The 25,664-nt window shown below is 54.0% G+C and carries 33 protein-coding genes; 9 read left to right on the top strand and 24 right to left on the bottom strand.

Annotation, left to right across the window (positions count from 1 at the left end; translation table 11 throughout):
• Positions 1 to 20 precede the first annotated feature (20 nt).
• The 7 genes from ETC05_RS03590 to ETC05_RS03560 form a co-directional block, all read right to left on the bottom strand.
• The gene (locus tag ETC05_RS03590; RefSeq protein WP_031409734.1) at positions 21 to 803 is read right to left on the bottom strand and encodes an enoyl-CoA hydratase; all 783 of its coding nucleotides are present in this window, start codon (positions 801 to 803) and stop codon (positions 21 to 23) included.
• 12 nt (positions 804 to 815) lie between these two features.
• A complete protein-coding gene (locus tag ETC05_RS03585; protein ID WP_171660381.1) occupies positions 816 to 1,715 on the bottom strand; it encodes a hydroxymethylglutaryl-CoA lyase in 900 nt (299 codons plus the stop codon).
• A gap of 194 nt (positions 1,716 to 1,909) precedes the next feature.
• Entirely contained in the window at positions 1,910 to 2,122 is a 213-nt protein-coding gene (locus tag ETC05_RS03580) for an acetyl-CoA carboxylase biotin carboxyl carrier protein subunit (protein ID WP_031409738.1), read from the bottom strand.
• A gap of 22 nt (positions 2,123 to 2,144) precedes the next feature.
• The gene (gene accC, locus ETC05_RS03575) at positions 2,145 to 3,497 is read right to left on the bottom strand and encodes an acetyl-CoA carboxylase biotin carboxylase subunit (RefSeq protein ID WP_171660380.1); all 1,353 of its coding nucleotides are present in this window, start codon (positions 3,495 to 3,497) and stop codon (positions 2,145 to 2,147) included.
• A gap of 64 nt (positions 3,498 to 3,561) precedes the next feature.
• Positions 3,562 to 5,196, bottom strand: a complete 1,635-nt coding sequence (locus ETC05_RS03570) for an AMP-binding protein (RefSeq protein WP_171660379.1) — start codon at positions 5,194 to 5,196, stop codon at positions 3,562 to 3,564.
• A 59-nt stretch (positions 5,197 to 5,255) separates the two neighbouring features.
• On the bottom strand, positions 5,256 to 6,398 hold the full coding sequence (locus ETC05_RS03565) for an acyl-CoA dehydrogenase (RefSeq protein ID WP_031409744.1): 1,143 nt from the start codon (positions 6,396 to 6,398) through the stop codon (positions 5,256 to 5,258).
• Positions 6,399 to 6,535: 137 nt separating this feature from the next.
• Complete coding sequence (locus ETC05_RS03560; RefSeq protein WP_031409746.1) at positions 6,536 to 7,162, bottom strand: TetR/AcrR family transcriptional regulator; 627 nt, start codon at positions 7,160 to 7,162, stop codon at positions 6,536 to 6,538.
• Positions 7,163 to 7,355: 193 nt separating this feature from the next.
• Here ETC05_RS03560 and ETC05_RS03555 point away from each other — a divergent pair, with 193 nt between their 5' ends.
• Positions 7,356 to 7,604, top strand: coding sequence for a hypothetical protein (locus ETC05_RS03555; protein ID WP_013145420.1), 249 nt, complete (start codon positions 7,356 to 7,358; stop codon positions 7,602 to 7,604).
• Between the two features lie 6 nt (positions 7,605 to 7,610).
• Positions 7,611 to 7,745 carry a hypothetical protein gene (locus ETC05_RS18050; RefSeq protein WP_256371096.1) on the top strand — a complete coding sequence of 45 codons (135 nt, stop codon included), beginning with the start codon at positions 7,611 to 7,613 and terminating at the stop codon, positions 7,743 to 7,745.
• A 54-nt stretch (positions 7,746 to 7,799) separates the two neighbouring features.
• Here ETC05_RS18050 and ETC05_RS03550 read toward each other — a convergent pair whose 3' ends face one another.
• On the bottom strand, positions 7,800 to 8,591 hold the full coding sequence (locus ETC05_RS03550) for a GNAT family N-acetyltransferase (RefSeq protein WP_031409750.1): 792 nt from the start codon (positions 8,589 to 8,591) through the stop codon (positions 7,800 to 7,802).
• Between the two features lie 140 nt (positions 8,592 to 8,731).
• Here ETC05_RS03550 and ETC05_RS03545 point away from each other — a divergent pair, with 140 nt between their 5' ends.
• Positions 8,732 to 8,989, top strand: coding sequence for a DUF6154 family protein (locus ETC05_RS03545; protein ID WP_031409751.1), 258 nt, complete (start codon positions 8,732 to 8,734; stop codon positions 8,987 to 8,989).
• A gap of 143 nt (positions 8,990 to 9,132) precedes the next feature.
• Here the strand turns inward: ETC05_RS03545 and ilvA are convergent, their stop codons facing one another.
• Together ilvA and ETC05_RS03535 are read right to left on the bottom strand one after the other, a co-directional pair.
• A complete protein-coding gene (ilvA, locus tag ETC05_RS03540; RefSeq protein ID WP_031409753.1) occupies positions 9,133 to 10,341 on the bottom strand; it encodes a threonine ammonia-lyase in 1,209 nt (402 codons plus the stop codon).
• Positions 10,319 to 10,468, bottom strand: coding sequence for a hypothetical protein (locus ETC05_RS03535; RefSeq protein WP_171660378.1), 150 nt, complete (start codon positions 10,466 to 10,468; stop codon positions 10,319 to 10,321). The genes ilvA and ETC05_RS03535 overlap by 23 nt, the downstream gene beginning before the upstream one ends.
• Positions 10,469 to 11,090: 622 nt before the next feature.
• On the opposite strand from ETC05_RS03535, the gene ETC05_RS03530 reads away from it, so the two are divergent.
• Both ETC05_RS03530 and ETC05_RS03525 read left to right on the top strand, forming a co-directional pair.
• Positions 11,091 to 12,353, top strand: coding sequence for a two-component system sensor histidine kinase NtrB (locus ETC05_RS03530; RefSeq protein WP_031409757.1), 1,263 nt, complete (start codon positions 11,091 to 11,093; stop codon positions 12,351 to 12,353).
• A gap of 99 nt (positions 12,354 to 12,452) precedes the next feature.
• Positions 12,453 to 13,820: an MATE family efflux transporter gene (locus tag ETC05_RS03525; RefSeq protein WP_031409758.1), complete on the top strand. Its 1,368-nt coding sequence runs from the start codon at positions 12,453 to 12,455 to the stop codon at positions 13,818 to 13,820.
• 89 nt (positions 13,821 to 13,909) lie between these two features.
• Here ETC05_RS03525 and ETC05_RS03520 read toward each other — a convergent pair whose 3' ends face one another.
• The 7 genes from ETC05_RS03520 to ETC05_RS03490 form a co-directional block, all read right to left on the bottom strand.
• Complete coding sequence (locus ETC05_RS03520) at positions 13,910 to 14,803, bottom strand: DUF1028 domain-containing protein (RefSeq protein ID WP_171660377.1); 894 nt, start codon at positions 14,801 to 14,803, stop codon at positions 13,910 to 13,912.
• A gap of 139 nt (positions 14,804 to 14,942) precedes the next feature.
• On the bottom strand, positions 14,943 to 15,083 hold the full coding sequence (locus ETC05_RS03515) for a YjcZ family sporulation protein (protein WP_011231082.1): 141 nt from the start codon (positions 15,081 to 15,083) through the stop codon (positions 14,943 to 14,945).
• A 33-nt stretch (positions 15,084 to 15,116) separates the two neighbouring features.
• Complete coding sequence (locus ETC05_RS03510; protein ID WP_011231081.1) at positions 15,117 to 15,215, bottom strand: YjcZ family sporulation protein; 99 nt, start codon at positions 15,213 to 15,215, stop codon at positions 15,117 to 15,119.
• 125 nt (positions 15,216 to 15,340) lie between these two features.
• Positions 15,341 to 16,270, bottom strand: a complete 930-nt coding sequence (gene rarD, locus ETC05_RS03505; RefSeq protein ID WP_171660376.1) for an EamA family transporter RarD — start codon at positions 16,268 to 16,270, stop codon at positions 15,341 to 15,343.
• A gap of 182 nt (positions 16,271 to 16,452) precedes the next feature.
• A complete protein-coding gene (locus ETC05_RS03500; RefSeq protein ID WP_071880194.1) occupies positions 16,453 to 16,557 on the bottom strand; it encodes a YjcZ family sporulation protein in 105 nt (34 codons plus the stop codon).
• A 333-nt stretch (positions 16,558 to 16,890) separates the two neighbouring features.
• Positions 16,891 to 17,847, bottom strand: a complete 957-nt coding sequence (gene corA / locus ETC05_RS03495) for a magnesium/cobalt transporter CorA (protein ID WP_171660375.1) — start codon at positions 17,845 to 17,847, stop codon at positions 16,891 to 16,893.
• 174 nt (positions 17,848 to 18,021) lie between these two features.
• The gene (locus ETC05_RS03490; RefSeq protein ID WP_171660374.1) at positions 18,022 to 18,909 is read right to left on the bottom strand and encodes a cation diffusion facilitator family transporter; all 888 of its coding nucleotides are present in this window, start codon (positions 18,907 to 18,909) and stop codon (positions 18,022 to 18,024) included.
• Positions 18,910 to 19,077: 168 nt separating this feature from the next.
• Between ETC05_RS03490 and ETC05_RS03485 the strand changes: the two genes are divergently transcribed.
• On the top strand, positions 19,078 to 19,776 hold the full coding sequence (locus tag ETC05_RS03485; protein ID WP_031409766.1) for a class I SAM-dependent methyltransferase: 699 nt from the start codon (positions 19,078 to 19,080) through the stop codon (positions 19,774 to 19,776).
• Between the two features lie 39 nt (positions 19,777 to 19,815).
• Here ETC05_RS03485 and ETC05_RS03480 read toward each other — a convergent pair whose 3' ends face one another.
• The 3 genes from ETC05_RS03480 to ETC05_RS03470 form a co-directional block, all read right to left on the bottom strand.
• Positions 19,816 to 20,634 (bottom strand): M15 family metallopeptidase, encoded by an 819-nt coding sequence (locus ETC05_RS03480; protein WP_031409768.1) that lies wholly within the window; start codon positions 20,632 to 20,634, stop codon positions 19,816 to 19,818.
• 41 nt (positions 20,635 to 20,675) lie between these two features.
• Entirely contained in the window at positions 20,676 to 21,389 is a 714-nt protein-coding gene (gene deoD / locus ETC05_RS03475; protein WP_031409770.1) for a purine-nucleoside phosphorylase, read from the bottom strand.
• A 512-nt stretch (positions 21,390 to 21,901) separates the two neighbouring features.
• Positions 21,902 to 22,309 (bottom strand): hypothetical protein, encoded by a 408-nt coding sequence (locus tag ETC05_RS03470; protein ID WP_031409772.1) that lies wholly within the window; start codon positions 22,307 to 22,309, stop codon positions 21,902 to 21,904.
• A gap of 126 nt (positions 22,310 to 22,435) precedes the next feature.
• Between ETC05_RS03470 and ETC05_RS03465 the strand changes: the two genes are divergently transcribed.
• The gene (locus tag ETC05_RS03465; RefSeq protein ID WP_008879283.1) at positions 22,436 to 22,594 is read left to right on the top strand and encodes a hypothetical protein; all 159 of its coding nucleotides are present in this window, start codon (positions 22,436 to 22,438) and stop codon (positions 22,592 to 22,594) included.
• A 35-nt stretch (positions 22,595 to 22,629) separates the two neighbouring features.
• Here ETC05_RS03465 and ETC05_RS03460 read toward each other — a convergent pair whose 3' ends face one another.
• Together ETC05_RS03460 and ETC05_RS03455 are read right to left on the bottom strand one after the other, a co-directional pair.
• Entirely contained in the window at positions 22,630 to 22,794 is a 165-nt protein-coding gene (locus ETC05_RS03460; protein ID WP_167333006.1) for a hypothetical protein, read from the bottom strand.
• 106 nt (positions 22,795 to 22,900) lie between these two features.
• On the bottom strand, positions 22,901 to 23,218 hold the full coding sequence (locus ETC05_RS03455; RefSeq protein WP_031409774.1) for a hypothetical protein: 318 nt from the start codon (positions 23,216 to 23,218) through the stop codon (positions 22,901 to 22,903).
• A 222-nt stretch (positions 23,219 to 23,440) separates the two neighbouring features.
• Here ETC05_RS03455 and ETC05_RS17770 point away from each other — a divergent pair, with 222 nt between their 5' ends.
• Complete coding sequence (locus tag ETC05_RS17770) at positions 23,441 to 23,857, top strand: DUF2515 family protein (RefSeq protein ID WP_253263926.1); 417 nt, start codon at positions 23,441 to 23,443, stop codon at positions 23,855 to 23,857.
• On the top strand, positions 23,805 to 24,563 hold the full coding sequence (locus tag ETC05_RS03450) for a DUF2515 family protein (RefSeq protein ID WP_253263925.1): 759 nt from the start codon (positions 23,805 to 23,807) through the stop codon (positions 24,561 to 24,563). Before ETC05_RS17770 ends, ETC05_RS03450 begins: the two co-directional genes overlap by 53 nt.
• 11 nt (positions 24,564 to 24,574) lie before the next feature.
• Here the strand turns inward: ETC05_RS03450 and ETC05_RS03445 are convergent, their stop codons facing one another.
• Both ETC05_RS03445 and ETC05_RS03440 read right to left on the bottom strand, forming a co-directional pair.
• The gene (locus tag ETC05_RS03445; RefSeq protein WP_011231069.1) at positions 24,575 to 24,754 is read right to left on the bottom strand and encodes a YozD family protein; all 180 of its coding nucleotides are present in this window, start codon (positions 24,752 to 24,754) and stop codon (positions 24,575 to 24,577) included.
• A gap of 235 nt (positions 24,755 to 24,989) precedes the next feature.
• Positions 24,990 to 25,634, bottom strand: coding sequence for a hypothetical protein (locus tag ETC05_RS03440; RefSeq protein ID WP_031409778.1), 645 nt, complete (start codon positions 25,632 to 25,634; stop codon positions 24,990 to 24,992).
• Positions 25,635 to 25,664: the final 30 nt, after the last annotated feature.

Raw genomic sequence — 25,664 nt, 5'->3', positions numbered from 1 at the left:
CCCTCCTTGTCTAAGCGGGCTTACTCGCCTTTGTACACCGGCTTCCGCTTTTCTTTAAACGCCTGCAAGCCTTCCAACCGGTCTTTCGTCGGAATGGTCGCCTCATAGGCGAGCTGTTCAATGGCAAGACCGGTCTCCAAATCAACGTTAAATACGCTTTGGATCGCCCGTTTCGCCTGCCGGACGGCAATCGGCGCGTTTTCGGCGATTTGCCGGGCCAATTCAAGAGCACGATCCATCAGCTCGGAGCGCGGCACGGCGTATTCGACAAGGCCGATTCGCTCCGCCTCTTTGGCGGTGATGCGCTTGGCGGCAAAAATCAATTCTTTCGCTTTTCCGATGCCAACAAGGCGTGGGAGCCGCTGCGTCCCCCCCGCTCCCGGAATGATGCCGAGCGACGTTTCCGTCAGCCCAAGCTGGATGTCGTCGGCAGCAAACCGGATGTCACAAGCCAGGGCAAGCTCCAACCCGCCGCCAAACGCCGAGCCGTTTAAAACGGCGATAACCGGCTGCGGCACTTTCTCCACCTCGTTGATCGTTTTGCTGATTAAGGCAACGGTTTGCCGCACTTCCGTTTCATTCATCCCCGCCCGCTCTTTCAAATCAGCGCCGGCGCAAAACACTTTGTCTCCTGCTCCGGTCAGCAGGACAACGCGCACGTCTTTCCGAAATTTGATCTCCTGAAAGAGCGCGCCAAGCTCGAACAGAAGCGCTCTTGAAAGCGCGTTGGCCGCTTCCGGACGGTTTAATGTCACAACGGCGAGGCCATGTTCTTGTGTTTCAAACGATACAAGTGTGCCCACGTGTTTCCCCCCCTATGATCCAACCGTTTGCAAATAGCGGCTCGGAAGCGGGCGGCCGATTTTGTCGCGGATAAACAAAGCCGCTTTCGTCAGCCGCTCGACATCGATGCCGGTTTCAATCCCCATGCCATGAAGCATATACACTAAATCATCGGTGGCGACGTTTCCCGATGCCCCTGGGGCGTACGGGCAACCGCCGAGGCCGCCGAGCGAGCTGTCAAACGTCGTAATTCCCATTTCCATTGACACTACAATATTGGCGAGCGCCGTCCCTCTCGTGTCATGGAAATGCATCGCGATCCGATCAGCCGGAAAACGACGGAGCACCTCGGCAAGCACGTCTTCAACTTGTTTGGGCGTCGCCACGCCGATCGTATCGCCAAGCGACAGTTCGTCAACCCCCATCGCCAGCAGCCGGTCGGCGACCGTGAGCACTTGATCGACGGGGACCGCCCCTTCATACGGGCAGCCAAACACGGTCGAGACGTAGCCACGCACCGTTTTTCCGGCTTGTTTGGCCATCTTCACAACCGCTTCAAGCACCGGAAACGTGGCGGCGATCGTTTTGTTAATGTTTTTTTGGTTGTGCGTTTCGCTCGCTGACATGAAGACGCCGACTTCATCCACCCCAGCGCCAAGCGCCCGCTCAAGCCCCTTTTCGTTCGGGACGAGCGCCGCGTACGTGACGCCGTCTTTGCGGCGAATGCCGGCTGCGACTTCGGCAGCATCGGCGAGCTGCGGAATCCATTTCGGATGGACGAAGGAAGTCACCTCAATGTACGACAGCCCCGTTTCTGACAATAGGTTGATCCAAGCGATTTTATCGGCGGTTGCGATCGGCGCTGGTTCGTTTTGCAGGCCGTCGCGCGGGCCGACTTCTTTGATCGTCACCTTCGCCGGCCATCGGCTCATGCTCTGCTCCCCCCTTTCGCTTCGTCTCCGCCTTTTTGTCGTTGACCGTGTCAAACGGCTCCCTTCCCCTATCGTTGGCGGGTGTTAGTCAAGGGCGAATCCGACTCTCCCCATCCCCCTTGATGCTCAATGGGGTCGGTGTGGAGTTTTCATAAAACGTTGGACGCTACCTGTTGGCGGAACCGTCTGCTTCCCTACTCGATCTCAACGAGTACGTCGCCTTCGTTCACGAAATCTCCTTCTTGCACATGAATGTGCTTCACAACGCCGGACGTCTCGGCGGCAACTGGAATTTCCATTTTCATTGATTCCAAAATGACGACGTCTTGCCCTTCTTCGACGCGGTCGCCGACCGCAACGACAATCTTCCAGACGCTTCCGGCCATCGTGGCGGCAACTTGCTTCATCGTTTCTTCCTCCGTTTCTGCTTCATTTTGTTTTCGTTGGCTGCCAATAATTGGCGAGAAAATCGGTCGTCGTTTCCCCGGCACGGAACGCCGGATGGGACAATACGGCTTCCAGCAGCGGAATGTTCGTTTTGATCCCTTCCACCCGGTAGTCGCGAAGCGCGCCGAGCAAGCGTTCAATCGCCGTTTGTCGATCCGGGCCTTTCGCAATCAACTTCGCGATCATCGGGTCGTAAAACGGCGTGACCGTGATGCCGCTTTGAACCGCTGTTTCATGACGAATCCATTCGCCCTGCGGAGCCGAAAACGCCGTAATGCGGCCGGGCGACGGGTAAAACGTGTTCGGGTCTTCGGCATAAATGCGCACTTCAATGGCGTGCCCATCGCGGCGAATGTCTTCCTGCTGATAGCGGAGCGGTTCGCCAGCGGCGATGCGCAGCTGCTCTTCGACGATGTCGATGCCGGTGATTTCTTCCGTCACCGGGTGCTCGACTTGCAGCCGGGTGTTCATTTCAAGAAAATAAAAGTTTTTTTGTTCGTCGACCAAAAATTCCATCGTGCCGGCGTTCGCATAGCCGATGTAACGGGCGGCGCGCACGGCGGCTTCCCCCATCTTCCGCCGCGTTTCTTCATCTAAAAACGGCGACGGTGCCTCTTCGACCACTTTTTGGTGGCGGCGCTGGATCGAGCATTCGCGCTCCCATAAGTAGATGCAGTTCCCGTAGGAATCGGCGAGCAGCTGAATTTCAATATGGCGCGGGCGTTCAATATATTTTTCAATGTACATCGTCCCGTCGCCGAAAAACGAAGCGGCCCGCTTTTGGCTCCCTTCAAACGCTTGGCGCAGCTCCGCTTCGTCGCGAGCGATGTGCATGCCGATGCCGCCGCCCCCGGCTGATGCCTTCAGCATGACTGGATATCCAATCGAAGCCGCCGCCTCCGCCGCCGCATCGGGGCTGTCCAACGCAAACGTGACGCCTGGAACGATCGGGACGCCGGCTTTTTCCATCGTCCGCCGCGCTTCGATTTTGCTGCCCATCGCCGCAATGACGTCCGCCTTCGGACCGATGAAGACAATTCCTTCTTCCTCGCAACGGCGGGCGAACGCCGGGTTTTCCGAGAGCAGCCCGTAGCCGGGATGAATGGCCTCCGCTTTCGCCGCTTTGGCAACCTCAATGATTTTTTCGATATTTAAATAGCTTTCCGCCACGCGCGGCTTGCCGATCAAATACGCCTCATCCGCCAGCTTGACATGGAGCGAATCGGCGTCCGCTTCCGAGTAGACGGCAACCGTTCGGATGCCGAGCTTTTGGCACGTGCGGATGACGCGGACGGCGATTTCGCCGCGGTTGGCAATCAACACTTTCGAAAACATGGTCTCACCCTTTCACGAAAACTGAGAATGCCGCCGGGCGGTTTCGTCCGCCCGGCGCGGCGGTTTACGTCGTCAACCCGAGGCGTTGTTTCGCCATTTCCCGTAATTTGAATTTCTGAATTTTCCCGGACGCTGTCATCGGGTATGAGTCGGTAAATTCGATGTAGCGCGGGATTTTATGGCGGGAGATGTTGCCGCGGCAAAACTCGCGAATTTCCTCGGCTGTCGCTGTTTCACCGTCCTTTAAGATGATCCACGCCATCACTTCTTCGCCGTACACTTCATCGGGCACGCCGACGACTTGAACGTCCAAAATTTTCGGGTGTTTGTACAAAAACTCCTCGATTTCGCGCGGATAAATGTTCTCCCCGCCGCGGATGATCATATCTTTCAGCCGGCCGGTGATGCGGCAGTAACCGTTTTCATCCATCGTCGCCAAATCGCCGGTATGCAGCCAACCATCTGCATCGATCGCTTCGTTGGTCGCTTCCGGGTTGTTGTAATATCCTTTCATGACATGATAGCCGCGCGTGCACAGCTCCCCTTGCACCCCCCGCGGCACTTCCTTGTTCGTGCCCGGCTCGACGATTTTCACTTCCACGCCCGGCAAGGCGCGGCCGACCGTTTCGACGCGCAGCTCAAGCGGATCGTCGGTGCGCGTTTGCGTGATGACCGGCGACGCTTCCGTCTGTCCGTAGGCGATCGTAATGTCTTTCATCCCCATTTTTTCGATGACCGCCTTCATCACTTCGACCGGGCAAGGAGAACCAGCCATAATGCCGGTGCGCAGCGATGACAAATCGTATTTGTCGAAATCCGGGTCGTTCAGTTCGGCGATAAACATTGTCGGCACGCCATGGAGCGCCGTGCACCGTTCCGCCGCCACCGTCTCGAGCACCCGCTTCGGATGAAACTCGACAACCGGCACCATCGTCGCCCCGACCGTCACGCAAGCCAACGTGCTCATCACGCAGCCGAAGCAGTGGAAAAACGGCACGGGGATGCAAAGGCGGTCGCCTTCGCCAAGTCCCATGCATTGCGCGACTTGGTGAGCGTTGTTGACGATGTTGTAATGCGTCAACATGACCCCTTTTGGGAATCCCGTCGTCCCGGACGTGTATTGCATGTTGATCACATCGTGCGGGTCGAGGCTCGCCATCCGTTCATCGAGCTCTTCTTCTGACACGTCGTGCGCCATCGCCAAGATGTCGTTCCATGTAAACATGCCCGGGTACCGTTTGTTGCCAAGAAAAACCACGTTTTTCAGCTTCGGCAGCCGTTTCGATTGCAGCTGTCCGGGCGCCGACGTGCGCAACTCGGGAACGATTTCATATAAAATATCGATATACGACGAGTCGCGATATTGCTCAATCAAAAAGAGCGTCGTCGAATCGGACTGGCGAAGCAAATACTCAAGCTCCGCCGCGCGGTAGTTCGTATTGACCGTCACCAACACAGCCCCCATTTTCCCGGTCGCAAACTGACAGGCGATCCATTCCGGAACGTTCGTCGCCCAAATGGCGACATGCTCCCCTTTTTCAATGCCAAGCCGCATCAAGCCGCGCGCGACGAGGCGGCAATAGTCGTTCAACTGTTGATACGTCAGACGCAAACCGCGGTCGGCGTACACGACCGCCTCGCGATCCGCATATTGCCTGGCCCTCTCTTCCGACAATTTCCCCACCGTCACCGTCAACATCGGCCTTCTCCTCCCCTTTGTCCGAATTCACTGTTATGGATATGCGCATCGTTCCGCTTTTAGCATCCGAGCTGGCGAGCGATGACGAGCCGTTGAATTTCCGATGTGCCTTCGCCGATTTCCATGAGCTTGATATCCCGCAAATGGCGTTCAACGCCGTACTCTTTCATGTAACCATAGCCGCCGTGAATTTGGATCGCCTGATTGCAGACGCGAAACCCCATTTCCGACGCGAACAGCTTAGCGAACGACGCTTCTTTTGTAAACGGTTTCCCTTGATCTTTCAACCAAGCCGCCTTGTACACCATATTGCGGGCAAGCTCAATTTCCATCGCCATGTCAGCGAGCTTAAACTGAATCGCTTGAAACTTGGAAATCGGCTGGCCAAACTGAATGCGTTCTTTCGCATATTGAAGCGCTTTCTCAAACGCCGCTTGCGCGATGCCGACGGCTAAAGCGGCGATCGAAATGCGGCCGCCATCAAGCGTGTACAAAAACTGGTTAAACCCTTTTTGCGGGTCGCCTAAGACGTTTTCTTTCGGCACGCGGACGTTCTCGAAAACAAGCTCGCACGTATTGGACGCGCGCACGCCCATCTTGTCGTAATTCGAACGGATTGTAAATCCTGGGGAGTCAGTTGGCACGATGAGAGCAGTGATGATGTTTTTGCCGCGCGCATCTTTGCCTGTCACAGCGGTGACAATGACTTGCCGCGCGTATTGGGCGTTCGTGATCCAGCATTTTTCGCCGTTGATGACATATTCATCGCCGTCGAGCACCGCCGTTGTGCGCGTGCCGCCAGCGTCGGACCCGGCGTTTGGCTCCGTGAGCCCAAAAGCGCCAAGCGTCTCTCCTTTGGCCATCGGCACGAGCCACTTTTGTTTCTGCTCCTCTGTTCCAAAGTAATAAATCGGACTCGCCCCAAGTGACACAGCGGCCGCATAGCTTAGCCCGGTGCCGCCGCAGGCGCGGCCGATTTCCTCAACGGCGATGGCATACGAAATCGTATCGCCCCCAGCGCCGCCGTATTCTTCCGGAAACGGCAGGCCCAACAGTCCCAGCTCGCCCATCTTGCGGAACACATGCAGCGGAAAATGCGCCTCTTCATCCCATTTCGCCGCGTATGGGGCAATTTCCTTCTCGGCAAAGTCGCGAACCATTTCTTTAATCATTTGTTGCTCTTTGGTTAATGAAAAATCCATCCTGTCCCTCTCCCCCATAAACGTATTGTATTGGTTTAAACCGACTAGTCGGTTTTATCCAAAGAAAACAGCCATAAGCAACACAGTAGGAAAAGTGCTTTTAAAACCGACTAGTTGGTCTGTAAGCGGTGTGCGGATTATTCCGCGGCCGGCCGCAACAAAAACTGCGCCGCTGTTGGGTTTTCCGGTGTGCGGAGCACCGCATGCAAAATGAAATCGGCAAAATACGCCGCGATCTCCTCAATCGACAGCGGACCGTCCGGATTGTACCATTTGTACGTCCAGTTGACCATGCCGATGATCGACATGCCGGTAATCTCCACCGACAGCTCCGGACGAAACTCGCCGGCTTCAATCCCCTCGCGGATGACGCGAAAAATAATTTGTTTAAATTCTTCGCGCTTTTCATTGATCGGTTCGGCGTACTCCGGTTTTAAGTACGTGCTTTCCTGGTAAAACACGGTGATGTGTGGTTTATACAAATGAAACACTTTGACAAACGACTGAACGATGGCGTACAAGCGCTCGGTCGGCGTAGGGAAGCCCTCATACGCCTCCTGCGCTTTTGTCAGCGCATACGTGATAAAGACATCATGGATATGGTACAAGAGCTCGTCTTTTGATTTAAAATTATGGTAAAAACCGCCTTTGGATGTGTTGCTTTCGGCAACGATGCGGTCGACCGTCACGCCATGGTAGCCATATTTCTCAAATAAATGAAGCGCCGTATCGATAATGCGGTCTCTGAGCGGTTTGTCAGCCATAGAAAATCTCCTTTGCCATTTATATTACACTATTTTCTGAAAAAGTGAAATATTTTTTTGTTTTGCCTTTACCATACCTGAACTGTACTATGATTGTCAACCATTGCTTTCCATGCCGAACACGATCGTACAGGGCCTGCCGATACATAATGGCGGCCATGTTTTCAAATGATAAAGATGGAGGTGGCTTCGATTGGAACCGATGCTATGCCCAAACTGCAAAACGAACCGGACGCGCTTTCACCTCATTGAGCAACACCCGCGGGCGGTCAAGCTCGACCCGCACACCGGCGACATTGAGCACGAATACACAAACGAAGCGCTCGAACCGTTCCATCTCCCATACCGCGGCCCGAGCTACCGCGTCCAATGCGGCGTCTGTGGGCTGATCGAAGATGCGGACATGTTCATTCAGCGCGCCAAATCGTCTCCATTGAGGTGATTCCATATGGCGAACAAAAAACAAACACCTTCTTCCATCGTTGACCAAAAACAGCTCGTCAACGACAAGGCGAAAGCGATGCGGGAGCACGGCGATCAGCACATTCGCCGCGTCACGCTGAACGGCGCAGACGGGCAATAAACGCCGGCTTGCTTCTGCACAGAAGCAAGCCGGCGGAGCTTCCGCTTTTCGTTGCTAGCGGTACATCGCCCACAGCCCGATATCGCGAAAACCAAGGCGGTGGTAGATGCGGCCGGCGGCTGGATTGTCGTAAAACAGGCACGGCATCTTCCCTTCAGCAAGCAAATCGCAAACGAGCTTCGCCACGATGGCGCTCGCATACCCTTTCCCGCGGTGCTCCTGATCCGTGCAGACGCCGACGATCATCGCCGACAATGAGTTTTCCGCTGATGTCGATGCCGCGGCCACCATTCGGCCGTCTTGTTCCATGTAGTACGTTCTCGCTGAATTGGTTTCCATCCCCTTCACCAGCATATCGCGGGATGACGGCCTCGTCTCAAATTCGGCAATGCGGCCCCGCAAGTCGAGAATCCGGTCGACATCGGCCAATCCGGCTTTCTTGACGGCGAACGCCCCCTTTTCTTGGCGGGCGTATTCATCCGTCCGGCACTCGCAAAAGTAAAGCGTTCGCTTCGTCCCAAGCGGCAGCCGCCCTTCGAACTGCCTGGCAACTTCCTCTTTGCCGGACAGCTGAATGGACAAGGACGGGCCGGCCGTCTCGCGGATGAGACGAGCAAAGCCATCGGCATCAAAATCGCCAGGCGCGTACGGAATGTAGGAATCGTAATAACGGAGCAGCACCGCCTTCAGCGAGCCGTTGCCGTCAAACTGCCCCCAGACGTCCTGGAAATCGGCGTCATAGCCGAATGACTCAATATCGCCGATAATAAACAAGTTGAACGACGGGTCTTGCTGTAAAAATAAAAACACTTGCTCATGGTCTTCCTTCGTTAACCGACGAATCATGGCGCTCCCCCGCTTTTCGAATGATATTTTTTCCATTATACTATAGCGTATATCCGTTGCCAATGGCCAAAAACGCGGCCAGCTTCGGCCGACTGAGAAGAAAAGGAGGAAGAGTCCGCCCTCCACAAGCGGGGGCGGGCATGCGCATGAAGTTGATCGACGATCTGTACGAATATTACAAAGACCGGCTGACCGGAGATGAAGAAGACGCCGAAGCGGTGGCGATGTCGATTTTAGATGAGCTTGACCGCCGCGATGTGCTCAAGCTGATTGATGAGATGACCGATGAAGAGTTGCTTGGGATGTTTGGCTTGTACGTATTCGAAAGCTTGAAAGCGAAAATGGCCCGCGAAGGCCTCGGCGCGACGCGGCCGCAAGATGTGCCGCGCGTGCATTGAAAAAGCGGCTGTCCCTCGGTACAGACGCCGCCATCTGACCGGGACAGCCGCTTTAGAGGAGATGCCTCAGCGCCTGCTCGGGACGGCTTCGGACAAAACCGCCCGTTCGAACAAACGGGACGCACGATCTTCGCGCGGCCGATTCAACGGTACAATTGCACATCATATCCTTCTTTCAACAACACTTGGTAAATTTGCTGAATATGGTCTTCGTTTTTCGTCTCGAGCGAAAAGTGAATTTCCGCCTGGCCCGGCAGCACTTTGGCGCCGATGCGCTGATGATGAATCGACATGACATTCGCCTCGAGCTCCGCAATGATGCGCAGCAGTTTGTTCAACTGGCCCGGCTTGTCGGAGATGACCGTTGTAAACGTAACGAATCGCCCGGCTTCGACAAGCCCCCGCTCAATGATGCGGGAGATGAGCGTCACATCGACGTTGCCGCCGCTTAGCACAGCGGCGACTTTTTTGCCGCGAAACGGGAGCTTTTGATACAACAATGCCGCCAATGGACAAGCGGCCGCCCCTTCAATTAACAGCTTGTTCCGCTCGAGCACATACAGCATCGTCCGTGAAATTTCCGCCTCTTCCACGCAAACGACACCATCGACGTATTGTTCAATATATTGGTACGTAATATTGCCCGGCTTTTTTACGGCAATCCCATCGGCGATCGTATTCGACGCAGCAATGGAGACGGGCTGTTTATGGCGTATGGCCGCCGTCATGCCCGGGCAAGCCGATGACTCGACGCCGTACACTTCAACCGACGGCTTCAGCTGTTTTAACGTAAACGCCAGCCCCGCAAGCAGGCCACCGCCGCCGACTGGACAAAGAACGATATCGACGTCGGGCAGCTGTTCGATCAGCTCCAAGCCGATCGTCCCTTGGCCGGCCATCACCGCCAAGTCGTCAAACGGGTGTACAAACGTCATTCCCCGCTCGCGCTGCAACTCTAACGCATATTCCAAAGACTCGTCAAACACATCGCCGTACAGCACGACTTCCGCCCCGTAGCTTTTCGTCGCTTCGATTTTGCTGAGCGGCGCCCCTTTGGGCATGACGATCGTGCACGGAATATGAAGCATACCGCTTGCGTAGGCCACCCCTTGGGCGTGGTTGCCGGCCGAGGCGGCGATGACGCCGCGCGCCCGCTCTTCTTCCGTGAGCGACATAATTTTATTGAATGAACCTCTTACTTTAAACGAACCCGTTTTTTGCAAGTTTTCGAGTTTCATATATACGTCGTTGCCGGACAGCCGGCTGAACGTTTGCGAATGCTCAAGCGGCGTTTGATGGACGACGCCTTTCATTTTTTCCCGCGCTTGTTCAATGTCTGCTAATGTCAACATCATCAAACCACCCTTTCTGACCGGCGATCGGTTCTTTTCGCTCCGTTTTATTATATACAAAACGTTTCATGGCCGACAAATTGTCAGCAACGGCGATGCCGACTGTGATCGTGTATGCCGCTGGCATCACAGCGCCCAATGAACGTGGAAAGGCCATGGGTGCCATCGGCGCCGCGACAGGGCTCGGCTTTATTTTCTGTGAAAATGTGCCGCCTTGATCCGTCATTTTCATGCAGAGTGGGGAGCAAGGCTTGCTCGTGAATGTTTTTTATCAATATTCGGTATTGAAAATGGCATAATCCGTCCTTGCATCTTTTCTTAGCCCGCTTTTGGGCTTGTCTTGTTGATTATTTAGCACATAGTTTTATAATAGAAAATTATGCTGCTTGACGAATCGTCGCTGCGATCCATTGCGTTTTGTCAGCTGTGTGAACGTTGAGGGATTGATTTACAACGGATTCTTTTCCAGTTGAGAAGCTTTGGACAAGCGTTTTTTAGTGAACTTCATCATGCGATGCAGAAACAATGTTAGTTGATGATTTAGCACATTGTTTTATTGATTAGGCCATTCTTCTCCGTTTGATCCCGCTCCATCAGAACCTAATACCGCCAACGAAACCTTCGCCAGTTTGACGAGAGAAAGCAACTGGGAAGATCGATGATAGGCAAATGCGAGTGAATTTGCTAATATGAAAGAAAGACGTTCGGAATACATCAAAACGCGATGTGTAGCTAAGGGGTTGGGAAAGATGAACGATCGACTTGTACAACCGCAAATCGAAGAGCTCGAACGAAAACTGCGCGCCTATGAGCGGTTGGTTGAAAAACTTCCATTTCCATTCGTGTTTACTGATTACGAAGTGGGAATTTCCATTGAAAAAAAGCGCGGCGAAACTCTACCGCGCCTTTGCTCCGTTCCGCCCTCCCCTGAAAGGGATGCCGAATGGCAATGGGACATCGATTTATATCACGATGTACCGTTTGAAAAAGTAGAAGCCTTTTTGACGCCGTTGCTCGATCTTGTTCCACATCATATCGTCTTTGTCGACGCCCAAGGGATTATCACCCTTTGTAATTTGCAAGCGGCTGTGGACACCGGCGTGGATCGCGACGCCATCATCGGCAAACATATTCGCGAACTAGTCAAGCTCCCCGATGAGCTGATCGCGACGCTCCAATCGCTTGAAAAAGGCGAGCCGCTTTACAATTACGAAGTGCTTGACCGATTTTACGGCATCGTCAACACCCGTTTTATTTACAACGATGACGGATCGATCAAACGAGTCATCAGTATGTTTCAATCGCTCAATATGATGAAAGAAACAGAAAAGCTCGCCGTCGCCGGCCGCATCGCCGCCGGCATCGCCCATGAAATCCGCAATCCGCTGACGACGGTGCGCGGGTATTTGCAGCTATTGAAAAGCGACTTGCCAGATCGCATCGCCTCGCTCGTTGAGCGGCTTTTAATCCCTGAGCTCGACCGGGCGAACGACATTATCACAGATTTTTTGAACATCGCCAAGCCGGCCGACGTCAAAATGGAGACGTTCAACTTGCACCGCTTTTTGCGCGATGATGTCGGCGTTCTGTTGCAAAGCGAAGCACTGTTGCATAACGTTGACGTCCATTTTGACCTTGATGACCAGCTTGACGATTACGAAATGAACGGAGACCGCAACCAGCTTTTGCAAGTGTTTTTAAACTTATTTCGCAACGCCGTGGAAGCAAAAGTGGCGAAAACGATGACGGTGTCGATCCGCAGCCGAAAAATCAACCATCTCGTTCAGCTTCGCTTCTGCGACGATGGCCCCGGCATTCCACCGTCAGTCATCGACCATGTTTTCGATCCATTTTTTTCAACGAAAGAAACGGGAACCGGACTCGGCCTGTCATTATCGAAAAAAATCGTCGAGTTGCACCAGGGGACGATGAAAGTGCAAAGCGACGCGCGCGGCACATGTTTTTTGATCGAATTTCCGTTTTGCAACCAACCGCCGTTTCTTTCATCATAAATCTCTTCCGAAGGAGGAGAAGCCATCTCGGCTTCGGAAGCGGGGAGATTGATGATTTAGAACAATGTGTCACTTTATCACAGAAAAGGAGGACCCCTTATGGCAACGCCCGCTCCGCCCAACGGCAAATGGCGGCGCCTGTTCGCCTTGTTTCTTCCCATTTTTGTTTCGCAAACGGGTCAATATGCCATGAACTTTGTCGATGTCGCCATGTCCGGTCATGCGAGCCCTGAAGATCTTGCCGGCGTCGCGATCGGCTCCAGCTTATGGGTGCCGGTGTTTACCGGCATCGGCGGCATTTTGCTCGCCCTGTCCCCGATCGTCTCACACCATTTCGGCGCCGAGCGGCATGACTCGATCGCTCACGCCGTCACCCAGGCGCTCTACTTGGCTGCCGCGCTTGCTGTCGCCATTGTCATGATCGGCGCCGCTGCCGTGCCGTTTATCTTAAAGCAGATGTCTTTGGACGAAAACGTTCGGCATATCGCCTTTCATTACTTGCGCGCCTTGTCGTTTGGGATCGTCCCGCTGTTTCTTTATTCTGTGCTCCGCTATTTCATCGATGCGCTTGGGCAAACGAAAGTGACGATGTGGATTACACTCACCGCCTTGCCGGTCAATATGCTGTTCAACTGGCTGCTGATTTACGGGCATGGCGGATTTCCACGCCTTGGCGGCATCGGCACTGGTTATGCGACGGCGATCACGTATGCGTACTGCTTCGCGGCCGCTGCCTTTGCCGCTGTGAAATTTCGCCGTTTGGCTCCCTATCACGTGCTCGTCCGTTTTTACCGTCCGTCATGGACCGCGTGGAAAGAGTTGCTGAAAACCGGGGTGCCGATCGGGTCGGCCATCTTTTTCGAAACGAGCATTTTCGCTGCGGTGACGCTGCTTGTCGGTCGGTTTGGTGCGGAAACGGTCGCTGCCCATCAAAGCGCCCTCAACTTCGCTTCACTGTTGTATATGATTCCGCTCAGCTTATCGATGGCGCTGACGATCGCCGTGGGCGTTGAAGCCGGGGCCAACCGTTATGAAGCGGCCAAACAATATTGCTTGATCGGCATCACCCTCGCCTTGGCCGTCGCCGCCGCAGCAGCGCTGTTTCTTTTCGCCTTCCGCAGCCATGTCGCGCGGCTGTATACAAACGATCCGACAGTGGCGGCGTTGACGGGGAAGTTTTTGCTCTATGCGATTTTTTTTCAAGTTTCCGATGCCATCGCCGCTCCCATCCAAGGAGCGCTACGGGGCTATAAAGAGGTTAACGCCGTCTTTTGGTCCGCTCTCCTCGCCTATTGGGGCGTCGGCCTTCCGCTTGGCTGCGCGCTCGCTCTACTGACTGCCGCCGGGGCGTTCGGCTATTGGATCGGCTTGATCGCCGGATTGGCTGCAGGCGCACTGTTTCTCAGCTTTCGCCTGCGGGCCGTTTGGCGCAGGCATGACAGCGGGCGCACGCCGCTCGCCTCATAGAGGACGGCTCAACAAAAGGATGCCCGCATATGCGGCGGCATCCTTTGTTTGCTATAACGCGATCCATTCCTCAAAGAGAAGCGAGCTTTTCATTTTCCCTTCTGCGGCGACAGCTGCTGTTTCATATACGCGAGCACGTCAAGGTCAATCTTTCCCCTTTCCAATTCACGCTCCTCAAAGTTTTCTGTATGTATATACACAGTCAGCGCCTCATGAAGCGCCTCGCCATCCGCCGCGCACTCTTTCGACAAGTAACCGAGGCGGACCAAGTGAGCGGCCACCTCTTCCTTGACCCTTCCTTCAATCGCAGCCACTTTTTCGGGACGCGGTTTCTCAAAGTAAAGCTGGCGCAACTGATACAAGCGAATGAGCTCATCGATCGGCCGCGGGTGGTCATCGACGCGCAAGTCGATATAACGGTCGTTGTAGCCGCCATATCCCCCTCCTTCTTTCACAACAAGCAAAGCGGCCGACTGTTGCCCGCGGCGGTCGCCCCCCGCTGCCTGACCAGCTTGAAGCGCCTTTAGCAATCGCTCGGCGAGCGAGCCTTTTATCTGCTCAAACGCCCTTCCCATTGCCAGCACCGTTTCTTCGCCGGCTAAAATATTGCCTTGAGCCGCATAGTTCGGCCCGGTGATGCCTCCGGCCCACGGATAACATTTTTTTCCGGTGAACGTCGCTGCCCGTCCTTTCGCATCCACGATGCCGACTTGGCGCAAATCGCGCTCGCTGTCATCGGCAACAAGCCGCTCAAGCGTTTCTTGCGCCGATTTCCCTTTTGCCATCCATTCGAGGCCGCACGGTCCGTACGCCGTGTTGGCGTACGATTGCGTCGCCACCGCTCCGACTCCCGCTTTCGCCCACGGAACAACCGCACCAACGCCTAAAAATTTCGATTGAACAGCGATTCCAAGCTCCTCGGTCGCCGGATCAAACGCGACGATCGAAAACGTCGCGACAACATCTTTCGGAATGCGTTTCATTTTCTTGCCCTCCACGCTGCTTCCATTTTTTATTTTTTTATAGTTCTCCTCTTCCCTCCCATCTTCCTCCCTTTTTCAAAAAAATAGTGGGGGAAACAGCCGTTGCCCGGCCGCCTCCCCCCGCATGCCCATCATCCGCCTAGCACCATGTTGCCCCGACGATAATGAGCAAAATAAACAAGACGACGATCAGCACAAAGCCGTAGCCGTAGCCGCCGTAACCCGGATAACCGAAGCCATAGCCGCCCCAGCCCCAGCCGCCATAAAAGCCATATGGCATATTCGTCACCTCCTTGTTAGCAAGTAAGAGGCATCAGTACACCCAACCACCGATACATGCACATCCGACAATAATCAACAAGATGAACAGAACGACGATCAACGCGAATCCGCCGCCGTAAGCTGCACCCATTTGCCAGCACCTCCTTCATTTTTGTACTAGTAGACTATTCAGAAGCCGAGGAAATGGTTAGATGTTTCGGCAAAAATGGGTATTTGCCGCAACGTAAAAAAAAACGGTCCATCCGCGGACCGATGTTATGCTCCGAGCGAGTTTCGCTTCCATTTTTTTCGCCCCGGCGCTTGCTTGATTTGAACAGCGGAAAACAAAATAAGCGCCGTCCAGATGCAGCTAAACGCATAAAAATGCGCTTTCCTAAACGGCTCGCCGAACAAAAAGACGCCAAGGAGAAGGCTGATCGTCGGCGAAATGTATTGCAAAAAACCAAGGGTTGTCATTGACACACGCTTCGCCCCTTTGGCGAAATACAAAAGCGGCACGGCCGTCGCTGGCCCGGCTCCAGCCAACAGCGCCCATTGCCACCATTCGGCCGTCTTGACGAGGGCTGGCGTTTCGTTGTACACCCATAATAAGTAAACGGCTGAAAGCGGCATGACGGCCATTGTTTCAAGCGTCAAGCCAATGGACGAGTCAACGGTGGCCAGTTTTTTCACTAGGCCGTAAAGCCCGAATGTCAACGCGAGCGATATGGCGACCCACGGAAACGATCCGTATTCCGCCGTCATCGCTGCCACGCCGGCGGCGGCAAGAAAAACAGCGGCCCACTGCCCAACGCTCAACCGCTCGCGCAATACGATCGTCCCAAGCGTCACGCTGACAAGCGGGTTGATATAATAGCCAAGGCTCGTTTCAACGACATGATGATGATTCACCGCCCATATGTAGACAAACCAGTTGGCGCTGATGAGTACGGCAGCAGCGGCGATCCCCCATGCCATGGCCGGCCGGTGGCGCATCGCCCGAAGCTCCCGGCGGAAGGCGCCAAGCTGCCCAGTCGCTGCCAAAAGGACGGCCATAAACACGAACGACCACACGATGCGGTGCGCCAAAATCTCAAGCGCCGGGCGCGCCTCTAGAAGTTTCCAGTACAGCGGCAATACTCCCCACAGCAAGTACGAAGCGGCCGTATACAAGATGCCCTGCTTTTCTTCGCTCCAATGTCCCACGTCGTCTTCTCCTTTTCCATGGTCGTTTCTGTTTCATTATACCGCCGCCGCTTCACTTTATCCATCAAAACACTCGCCCGCATTGCCCGACGCCGTTGCCAATGGAGAAGGGGCGCAACTGAATATGAGCGCCCGCCCTCCTTCGCGGCCCGTTTGGCCGCCCTTTCTTATTTTTTCGCTCATCAAGCGACACAGACACAGCCAACAATAATCAGTAAAATGAACAGGACGATGACGACCGTATAACCGCTGTTGACAAAACCGCTCACGGCGGGCACCTCCTTCATCGGTTCACGGGGCCATCATATGCGCCCACCCGCCCAAACGGCCGGGCGAATGCCTAAATTTCTAGAAGATTGATGAACAACCGCGTTTTCTTCAAAAAGATTGGTCCTCGAACGCAAGGAAGAGCCGTTGATCCATTGGCAAAAGCTCTTTGGTGGAGCGTTTTCTCCATTTAATCACCGACCTTCTAGAAGCCCGGTGATTTAAAGAAGTATGCCGCTTATCAGCCTCGTTTCTCAAATAGAAAAGACCTGTCGCATCAGTATCGCCTTTCACACGCTCCCCCCATCGTTCAAGAGAAACAATCGTTTTTCACCAACCATCTAGAAAAACGCCTATTTTTCTTTCGTCCCCGTCTCTCCCCACCAGCCTTTTCGCTTAAAATAGAGGGCGATGAGCATAGCAACGGTTGCCATGAGCAACAAGGCAAACGGATAGCCGTATCTCCATTTCAGCTCTGGCATAAACGCAAAGTTCATGCCATATACACCGGCGATAAACGTCATCGGCAAAAATATGACGCTCACCAATGTCAATGTCTTCATAATCACGTTCATATGATCCGATTTGAGCGACAGCTGCAAATCGAAAATGGCGGACAATGATTCCTTAAACGTGTCGAGCGCGGCAGGCACGCGAGAGAATCGCGACGCCACTTCCTCGATATACGGATTCGTCTCTTGGTTGATATACGGCAAATCCGCATGGCGAATCATTTTGATCGTTTCCTCCTGCGCCTCGGCAATTTGGCGCAGCTCATGAAGATGTGTTTTCATCCGATAAATCTCACGTCCGATTTCGTTGGCAAACGGGGTCGCAAACACTTGCCGTTCAAGCGTCTGAATGCGGTCAGCGATCTGATCGATGACTTGCAAAAAACGGATGGCGGCCAAGTCTAAAAAGTGATACAGCACATACCCGGGATACAGCGCCTGATCGCGATGATTCAACAAACGTTCTTTCACATGATCAACAAGCGGATCGTCTTCATCCATATAGCTGATCATATATTGGCTGCCGGCAAGCAAACGAACGTTCACTGTCCGGACGGATGGACGGACGATAAACAACGATAAAAAGAAACATCCTTCGTACTCATCAAACGTGGGAATGTCTGTGCCATTCATCAGCCGCTGTTGGGCGAGAGGGTGAATGGACAGCGAAGAAAGAAGGCGCTCCAAATCCGGCTTGGCAGCGGCGGTGAAATGAAGCCAGCACGACTGTCCCCCCGCTGGCGCATGGCGTTTGTACGCTCCGTCAACCGTCAAACGAAAGTTCTGCTCGATAGCCATAGACTGACGCCCTTTCCATGCAAACGATTTTAATTGTATTGTTTGCTGTTTGCCGCAAAACTACTCCTCTCCCGCCGCCCAAAACAAGCCAGCGGCAATGGTTTATTATAGCCTGACAAATCATTCGCTACTAGGCGCCTCGCCGCGTCCGCCCACCAATGCGCCCGAAGCCAGTCAGCGCACCGCTTCCGGTTCCACATGGACGTGCGTCGCCCGAATGTTATGCCGGTTTCGCATCAAAAGCTCGACTTCATCAGCGATTTCATGACTTTTGGCCACTGTCAAATGCGAGTCAACGCGGATCGTCACTTCCAGCACAATGTCGTTGCCTAACATGCGCGCTTTAATGTCAGCAACATCGCGCACGCCGCTCACCGCCGCGATTTCATCTTTATAAACGGCGAGCTGCTGTTCATCAAAACCGTCGGTGAGCGTATGCGCCGTCTCCCTAAACACCTCCCACGCCGTCTTGCCAATCATCGCCCCGATAACAAGCGCAGCCAGCGGATCAAGCCATGGCCATCCAAGCCGCGCGCCGGCGATGCCAATGGCGGCGCCAATGCTCACCAGCGCATCCGATAAATTGTCTTTCGCCACGGCCGACAGCGCCATGCTGTTCGTCCGCCGCGCCAGCCAGCGATTGATTGCATAAACGCCAATCATAACGGCCGCCGAGGCGAGCGCAACCACAGCCGCTAAAACGTCAGGAGCCGCTGCCTTTTCCTTGCCGAACAGCGAGCGGACACCGCTTGTGATCACGTCAATGCCAATGGACATCATCAAAAAAGCGGCCAACAGCGAAGAGATGTTCTCCGCCCGCGAATGTCCGTACGGGTGGTTGCAATCACGCGGTTTTTTAGCGATTTTCATGCCGATATAGACTGCCGAGGAAGCGATAATATCACTCAAATTATTCCAACCGTCCGCTTCCACCGCATCCGAGCCAAACATCGCCCCAGCCAACAGCTTGCCGGTCGAAAGGAGAAGATAGACGAAAATGCTCAGCAGTGCGCCCGCCTCGGCTCCTTGTTTTCTATCCACTTTCTTCACCAACCTAGCCATCTCATTTTTGCACGTATCAGTGTACCAGCTTGAAGCCGGTTGGGTCTACAGCAAGAAAATTTCCTTTTTTCATAAGAATAGGGACAAGCAAATTTTTTTGTCTAAAGGCAAAATCGAGCGCATTTGCGTATGATAAACCAAGTCGAAACAAAAAAAGGAGAGGAACAAATGTCTGCATATTTAGACTGGTTGGCGGACATGGGGATCGATGGCGCTCATCCAGGCGGTTTTGAGTTAACAAAACAAATCTTACGTAAACTTAAGATTGACCGTTCGACATCCGTGCTTGACGTCGGCTGCGGCACTGGACAGACAGCGGCTTATATCGCCGAACAGTACGGGGCCAACGTCACCGCCATCGACATCCACCCAACGATGATCGCCAAGGCGAAACAGCGTTTTGCCGCCAAGATGGTCTCGGTCCGTTTGCATCGCGCCTCGGTCGAAGCGCTTCCGTTTCCCGCCGGGACGTTTGACCTCGCGCTTTCTGAATCGGTGCTTGCTTTCGTTTCATTGCCAAACGCGCTCGCCGAAATCCGCCGCGTGCTCAAAAAAGACAGCTTATTCGTCGGCATTGAAGCGTGTCATGAGCGGCTGACCGCCGCCGAACAAAAGCAAATCGCCGCCTTTTACGGGTTCCGTCAGCTAATGACATCAGCGGAGTGGAAAGAAGTGCTCGAACAAAGCGGCTTCCGCTGCCGCCAGTTTTCCTACGCGGCTGCGGCCGAAGCGCCAAACCTTGGGGCACCCATCGTCATCGCCCTTCCGCCGACACCAGAGATGGCGAGCATGTGGCAGATGCACCAACAGTTGACAGCTCAATTCGGCGACCGTCTTGGCTATTGCGTCTTTTGCTGCGAACCATAATCAAGCAAGGAAAACGGCACCCTCGATGAGGCGCCGTTTTCACACTTTTTTCACTACCTTGAAATATTCTTCAAGCGTCAAGCCACGCTTTTTCATCACCGCGGCCGCCTTCCGCCCGACATAGCGGAGATGCCACGGCTCATACTTGTAGCCGGTCACCGCTTCTTTTCCTTTCGGGTAGCGGATGATGAATCCGTACTCGTGCGCATGGGCGGCTACCCATTGCCCTTCTTTTGTCGCCCCGAACGATTCGGTCAGCTGACAGCCGACCGAGCGGCTGCTGATATCGACCGCCAGCCCTGTCTGATGCTCGCTCTGCCCTGGGTGAGCGACCGCTTGAACCGCTTTTTCCTTCCCTTTTTGCCGCACCTCTTCAGCAAAAATCACCTGCTGCCGCTCGTATGAACGATAAGCGGACACGGCCACCAGCTCAATGCCATCGCGGCGTGCAGCGGCAAACATCTTCTCAAGCGCCGCGGCCGCTTCGGCCCGCATATGCCGTTTTTCCGCGTTCGGGTCAGCAAACGAAAACGGCACGCGCGGCACGACCAAGTCCGCCGGCTTATAGCCAGGCGGGAGCGACTGTTCTTTATTGACGAGCACCAAAATGTTTTCAGGGTTTTTAATCACTTTTTGTCCGTTTTGCACCTCGACGATGTTCCAATATTTCGCCTCAAGCTGCAAATCGGGATCGACGGGGCTCTCGCTCGTTTTCCCCTGTTGATGGTCGCTTGGATGCACCGCGCTTTCCGGCGGCTGGCCGGACGGGCCGGACGCACCGTTGCTGCCGCTCTCCCCTGTTTGGCAGCCAGCGAGCAGCAGGCACACCAACATCACCGCTTGCCATCGCTGTTTCATGTTCCTTCCCCTTTTCCTTTTTCCCTGGCTCGAGAGCCCGGTCACGACGCGCTGTGCCGAACCGCGGTTTCCAGCGCCAGTTCGATCATCTCGTTAAACGTCATTTGCCGCTCCTCAGCCGTCGTTTCTTCTCCGGTGAGAATATGGTCGCTGACCGTCAGCACTGACAGCGCCCGGCAGCCAAATTTCGCCGCCAGCGTATAGAGCGCCGCCGTTTCCATCTCGACAGCTAGTACGCCGTAGCGCGCCCACGTTTCCCAGTTCGGTTCATCATTGTAAAACATGTCGGCGGTGAACACATTGCCGACTTTTAGAGCCAGCCCTTTTTCCACACCTACTTCATACGCCGTCCGCAGCAGATGGAAATCAGCGGTGGGCGCATAATCGCGGCCGCGAAAAATGAGCCGGTTCATGTTGGAATCGGTCGACGCGCTCATCGCCAAAATGACGTCGCGGACGCGCACATCCGGCTGAATCGCTCCGCACGTTCCGACGCGGATGAGCGTCTTTACACCGTAGCTTTGGATCAGTTCGTTCACATAAATCGAAATGGACGGCACACCCATGCCGGTCCCTTGCACGGAAATGCGCTCCCCTTTATACGTCCCGGTAAACCCGAGCATGCCGCGCACTTCATTGTAGCATACCGCTCCTTCGAGAAACGTTTCGGCAATGTATTTGGCGCGCAGCGGATCACCCGGCAGCAAAATGCGCTCCGCGATCTCGCCTGTCTTCGCTCCGATATGCACGCTCAATGGGATTCCTCCTTTGGTTTGAACGATCGTTGTCGGGCCATGCCCTCGTCTATCATATCATATGTTTGCGGAAAATGGCAGTCTTCCTTCGAGTAGCCGAGGCGGCGAACGGGCATACTATGTGTGCCTGCCCGAGGAGAAAGGAGGAAAAGACCGATGAAAAAGAAACTCGAACAAGCAGTGGAATACGCCAACAAAACGAATCCATCGTCCAAATCAAACAATCAGCCGTCCACATCGAAAAAGGAAAAGACCAAATTCTAACATCAGTCTGAAAGAAATCTCCCACTTCGACGTAAAGGTGCACGAGCACCCGTCAATGTGGGAGATGAATGTTGGCCGGCAATGGCCGTCGGATCGAATCACATGTTGTTCAAACGGGCCCCTTCGAAACGAAGGGAAGCGGAAATGGTCCTTGTGCGGCTTGTCGTTTGGCACATATGCCAATCGCTGAAAGCTCCCCCTATGCACTCGCGTAGGGGGTGAGTCGTTTGCGGGGGAGCCGCTCCCTTTTATGATGTTTTGGATCGGCGGTAATCGCCGCGATGGCGGCGCGCCAAATACCGCTCATTGATATACAGCACCTTTTTGTCTTTGCTGCGCGTATATTTTTTCTCGCGCTCGCGCCGCCTGGCGACGAGCCAACAAGAAAACAAATACAGCGGAAAAACGAGCTGCATCGCGCCGGCAAAGACATACCAAAAACCGTTGATATTGGCCAAATCGCGCAAGTACACGTCGATGCCGCTGAGCCGATAGTACATGTCAGCAACGATGGCAGCGATGATGACGACGTTGACCGCATGAAGAAGGGGCACGCTTCTCCAGCGGAACAAAAGCCGCTCCACTTGCCCTTTGATCCAAAGCAATACCGCAATCGAGACGACGCACAAGAGCAGCGACAGCGCCAGTGCGGCCATCGTTTCGCCCCCTTCCCTCTTTTCTCCTGCGCCCGCCGCATTATGCCGCCTGCAAACATTTTCCGTCGATGAACCGCCGCCAGACCGCATAAACTAACGACGACGACGGTTCAAGGAGGGAAAACGATGGGCAAAAAACACCGCAACCGCATTAACGGGCAGAAAAAGAACAACCATATTCCAAAAGAAGCATTGATCGCCGAAGATGAGGCGCATGCCAAAGAATATTCCGCCGCCGGCGGCCGGAAAAACGGTCCGGGGCATCATGACAACCCCGAATCGTGACAAACCGCAGAAACCCTTGTGCGATACAAGGGTTTCTATCGCGGTTCCGACGGCTCGGATTCGTCCCAAGCAAGCGTGACGACTTTTGTATATTCCCCGCGTTCAATTTCCTCTTTTGTCGCTCTTTCATTCAGCTCCTCATCGTCGTCGATGCCCGGGGCCACCGTCGGCATGTCGCGCCGCCGTTCGTCATGTTTCATCAAGTCCGCCCCCTTTCCTTTCTTATCCGTTCCCGAAACAAGGAGGCTTTATTCATCATTATATCATCTCTAGCTCTTGCTGGCGACTATATTTTTGAATATTCCGTCAACAGATGAGCTGACGTTCTACTTGTTTCCATCCGTCTGGACAAAGGCGATAGTACGTCTGTCCTTTTCGCCCTTCATCGATCAGCACAACGTCCCCAGTCCGCATAAACCGAGCTTGACAGTTTTTCGGCATCAGATCGGCGACATTAAACATCCGATACAACACCGCCAACACTTCATCATGTCCGGCCGCCATCACCGTCATGCGGCACACTTGCCGGTAGCCTTTCGTTTCCCCAAAGCGCGGTGTTTGAAAAACGACCGCCTCATATGCACGTTTTGTCATCCACATCCGTTTTCTCCATAAACGAACCATTGTTTTCCTCTCCCTTCTCCCAATAAATCGGCCCTTCGTGTCCCATACTATGGTTGATGTTAAGTTCAGTCGCGAATCGTCTTCGAAGCCGAGAAACATGTGTATTGTACTTATTTGGTGATTTGGCGTGTCGATTCCTTCAGCAAATGAGCACTCCTTTTGTCGAAACGATCGCGGTCTTCTGACAAAAGTCCACAAATGATGCAAAGGAGAGACAGCCTGATGCCGACTCGCCTGCTCGCTTGGCTGCGCCATCCGCTTCAGTATACCTACCGCTCCTTTTTGTACCGCCATCCGATCCGCCTCGCCGATGACGGCCTGCTTTGCCGGATGGCCGCTCGTGCAACTGTCCCAACTGACGAACCACTGAGCGCGGAAGAAAAGAGCATTGTGGCCGCCATTCGCCGGAAAACGGCGGAACATAACCGCAACAACGTGACGCGCACCGCTGCCTACTTGACGTTTTTTGAGCGCCATCGAGAAATTCATTGGGCATTTTTAGCTCATCTCGTCTCGCGCAACGGCGGTTGGAACATGACTGATTTGCGCGGCGGCCTTCTTCCGTTTTTGCTGCCGGAACAAATCGTTGCGCCCCTTTTTTTTGTTTTTGGAACGCGCCAATGCCCTCATTTTTCATGACGCCTATCCGCAGCTTTTGCTGTACGAAGAAAGCAAACGGAGGAGGACGCCGCTGTTTCATTTGTTGCCGGTGCTAGCGGTGTCTTCGTTTATGAAGCCGATGTGGGAACATTTTTGGGAAACGGGGAATGCCGCGCTTCTTACGGTTGCTCTGATCATCAACGAGCAGCAGTACATCCAGCTTCGCGTCATTGAACATCCATTTTTCCGCACCCGCGTGCTGTCAAGTTGGCCGTTTATTGTCGAGCAATGGCTCGGGTTCAACGATGTGCTCATCCCATATGCCAAAGGCCGCCACGTAGCGCTTGCCGGAACGACCGTGCGCGATTTCGCCGACGTTCACCACCGCATCCATATCGGCAAAACGCTGTACAGTCTGTTGCTGTTTGACGCCCGGTTGTTTCGCGGCGCCTGCCGCTTTGCTCGTTGCGTTCCTCACAGCGGCTCACGCGCCGACTTCTGGCCGCAGTCGTTCACTGAAACGCCCGATGGACGCCGCCTTTACAGCCCCCGCCTTGAGGCGGCTTGGCCGGATCTTGCGCATCCGTTCCATGACGATCGGGATTGGTTCATCGATGAGGCGATCATGCAAGCGCTTGAAACACTCCCGCTTCCGGCCTCCGGCAATATGACGAGCCGCTACGAGCGGCATTTGGCCATGATGAAAACAGCCGCCATCGCGGCGGCCCAATCCACTTCATCATAAAACGACGAGGACTACTCCCCGTCGATGTCAATCTCTTCATCGATAATGCATTTTTCAAGCAAATAGTCAAACGTAATGTCCGCGAGCTCCTCAAGCTCCTCTTGCGTTGGAACAAAGCCGCGGCGGATGAGTTCTTGGTAAAAAAACTCAGCGATTTCTTCCGTATCGATAATCACTTCAATTTCCTTCACCACATCTCGCCCCCTTTGTAATTGTTGTATGTCGCCGCCTTCCGTTTTATGTCAAAAATCATGTTGTACTATTTTTTCGGTCTCCCCCATACATATGTACCAACAAAACAAAAAACACGGAGGCGGACAAAATGGACAAACCCACTGCGATCGATAAATTAATGGAAACAGTTGTAAATGGATTGGGCGCGATCGTCATTTTCGTCGGCATTCCTTATTTTCTTTTTATTCTTTATCAATTCCTATCCTGGTGATCGATGATTGCCCGCAAACGTTTTACAACCGTTTCCATCATCCGTTGGTACTGTTCATCACCGAACCATTCATATAACGCTTTATAATCGTTGTACATGTCAAGGAGCTCGTCGACCGACGGCCCTTTCTCTCCACTCTCGGCCGGCGGCAATAAAAGCGTCGCTTTCACCGGCGCGGCGATGACAATATCTTGCACGAGCGTGACGGACGTCTCCTCTCCATCGGCAAGCGGAATGATGTCTTCGAGATGGACTTCAATCTCCCAGCCATCCGTCAGCCGTTTCAATTCGTAAATCGTCTCTTCCCATCCTTCCCCGTAGTAGCGGTAAATTTCTGTCCGCACCCCAATAACTTTGAACAAATGGCCGCCATAATCGCGGACGCGGACAATTTCGCCGAGAAAAAACGGCAGCTCAATTTCAATCTCTTCGGCGATCCATAAATCGCCCGCAAACTCAGACAGTAAAATGAGCGCTTGCTCGGCAAACAAACTACGACCATGGTTGATTTCGTATAAAAACGCACCGTCAATCTGCTGAATATCGGTGATCGTTCCGACCGTTCCATACAATGTATTGACGACGATGTCGCCGACGGAAAATTTCGGGCGTTTCGGCGCGCTCATTGGCATCTCCACCCTTTGAAACAAATGGTT

It is taken from the genome of Geobacillus sp. BMUD, assembly GCF_013096845.1.
In the GTDB taxonomy this organism is placed as follows: domain Bacteria; phylum Bacillota; class Bacilli; order Bacillales; family Anoxybacillaceae; genus Geobacillus; species Geobacillus vulcani.
The sequence above is the reverse complement of the archived record's forward strand: the minus strand, read 5'-3'. Positions and strand labels throughout refer to the sequence as shown.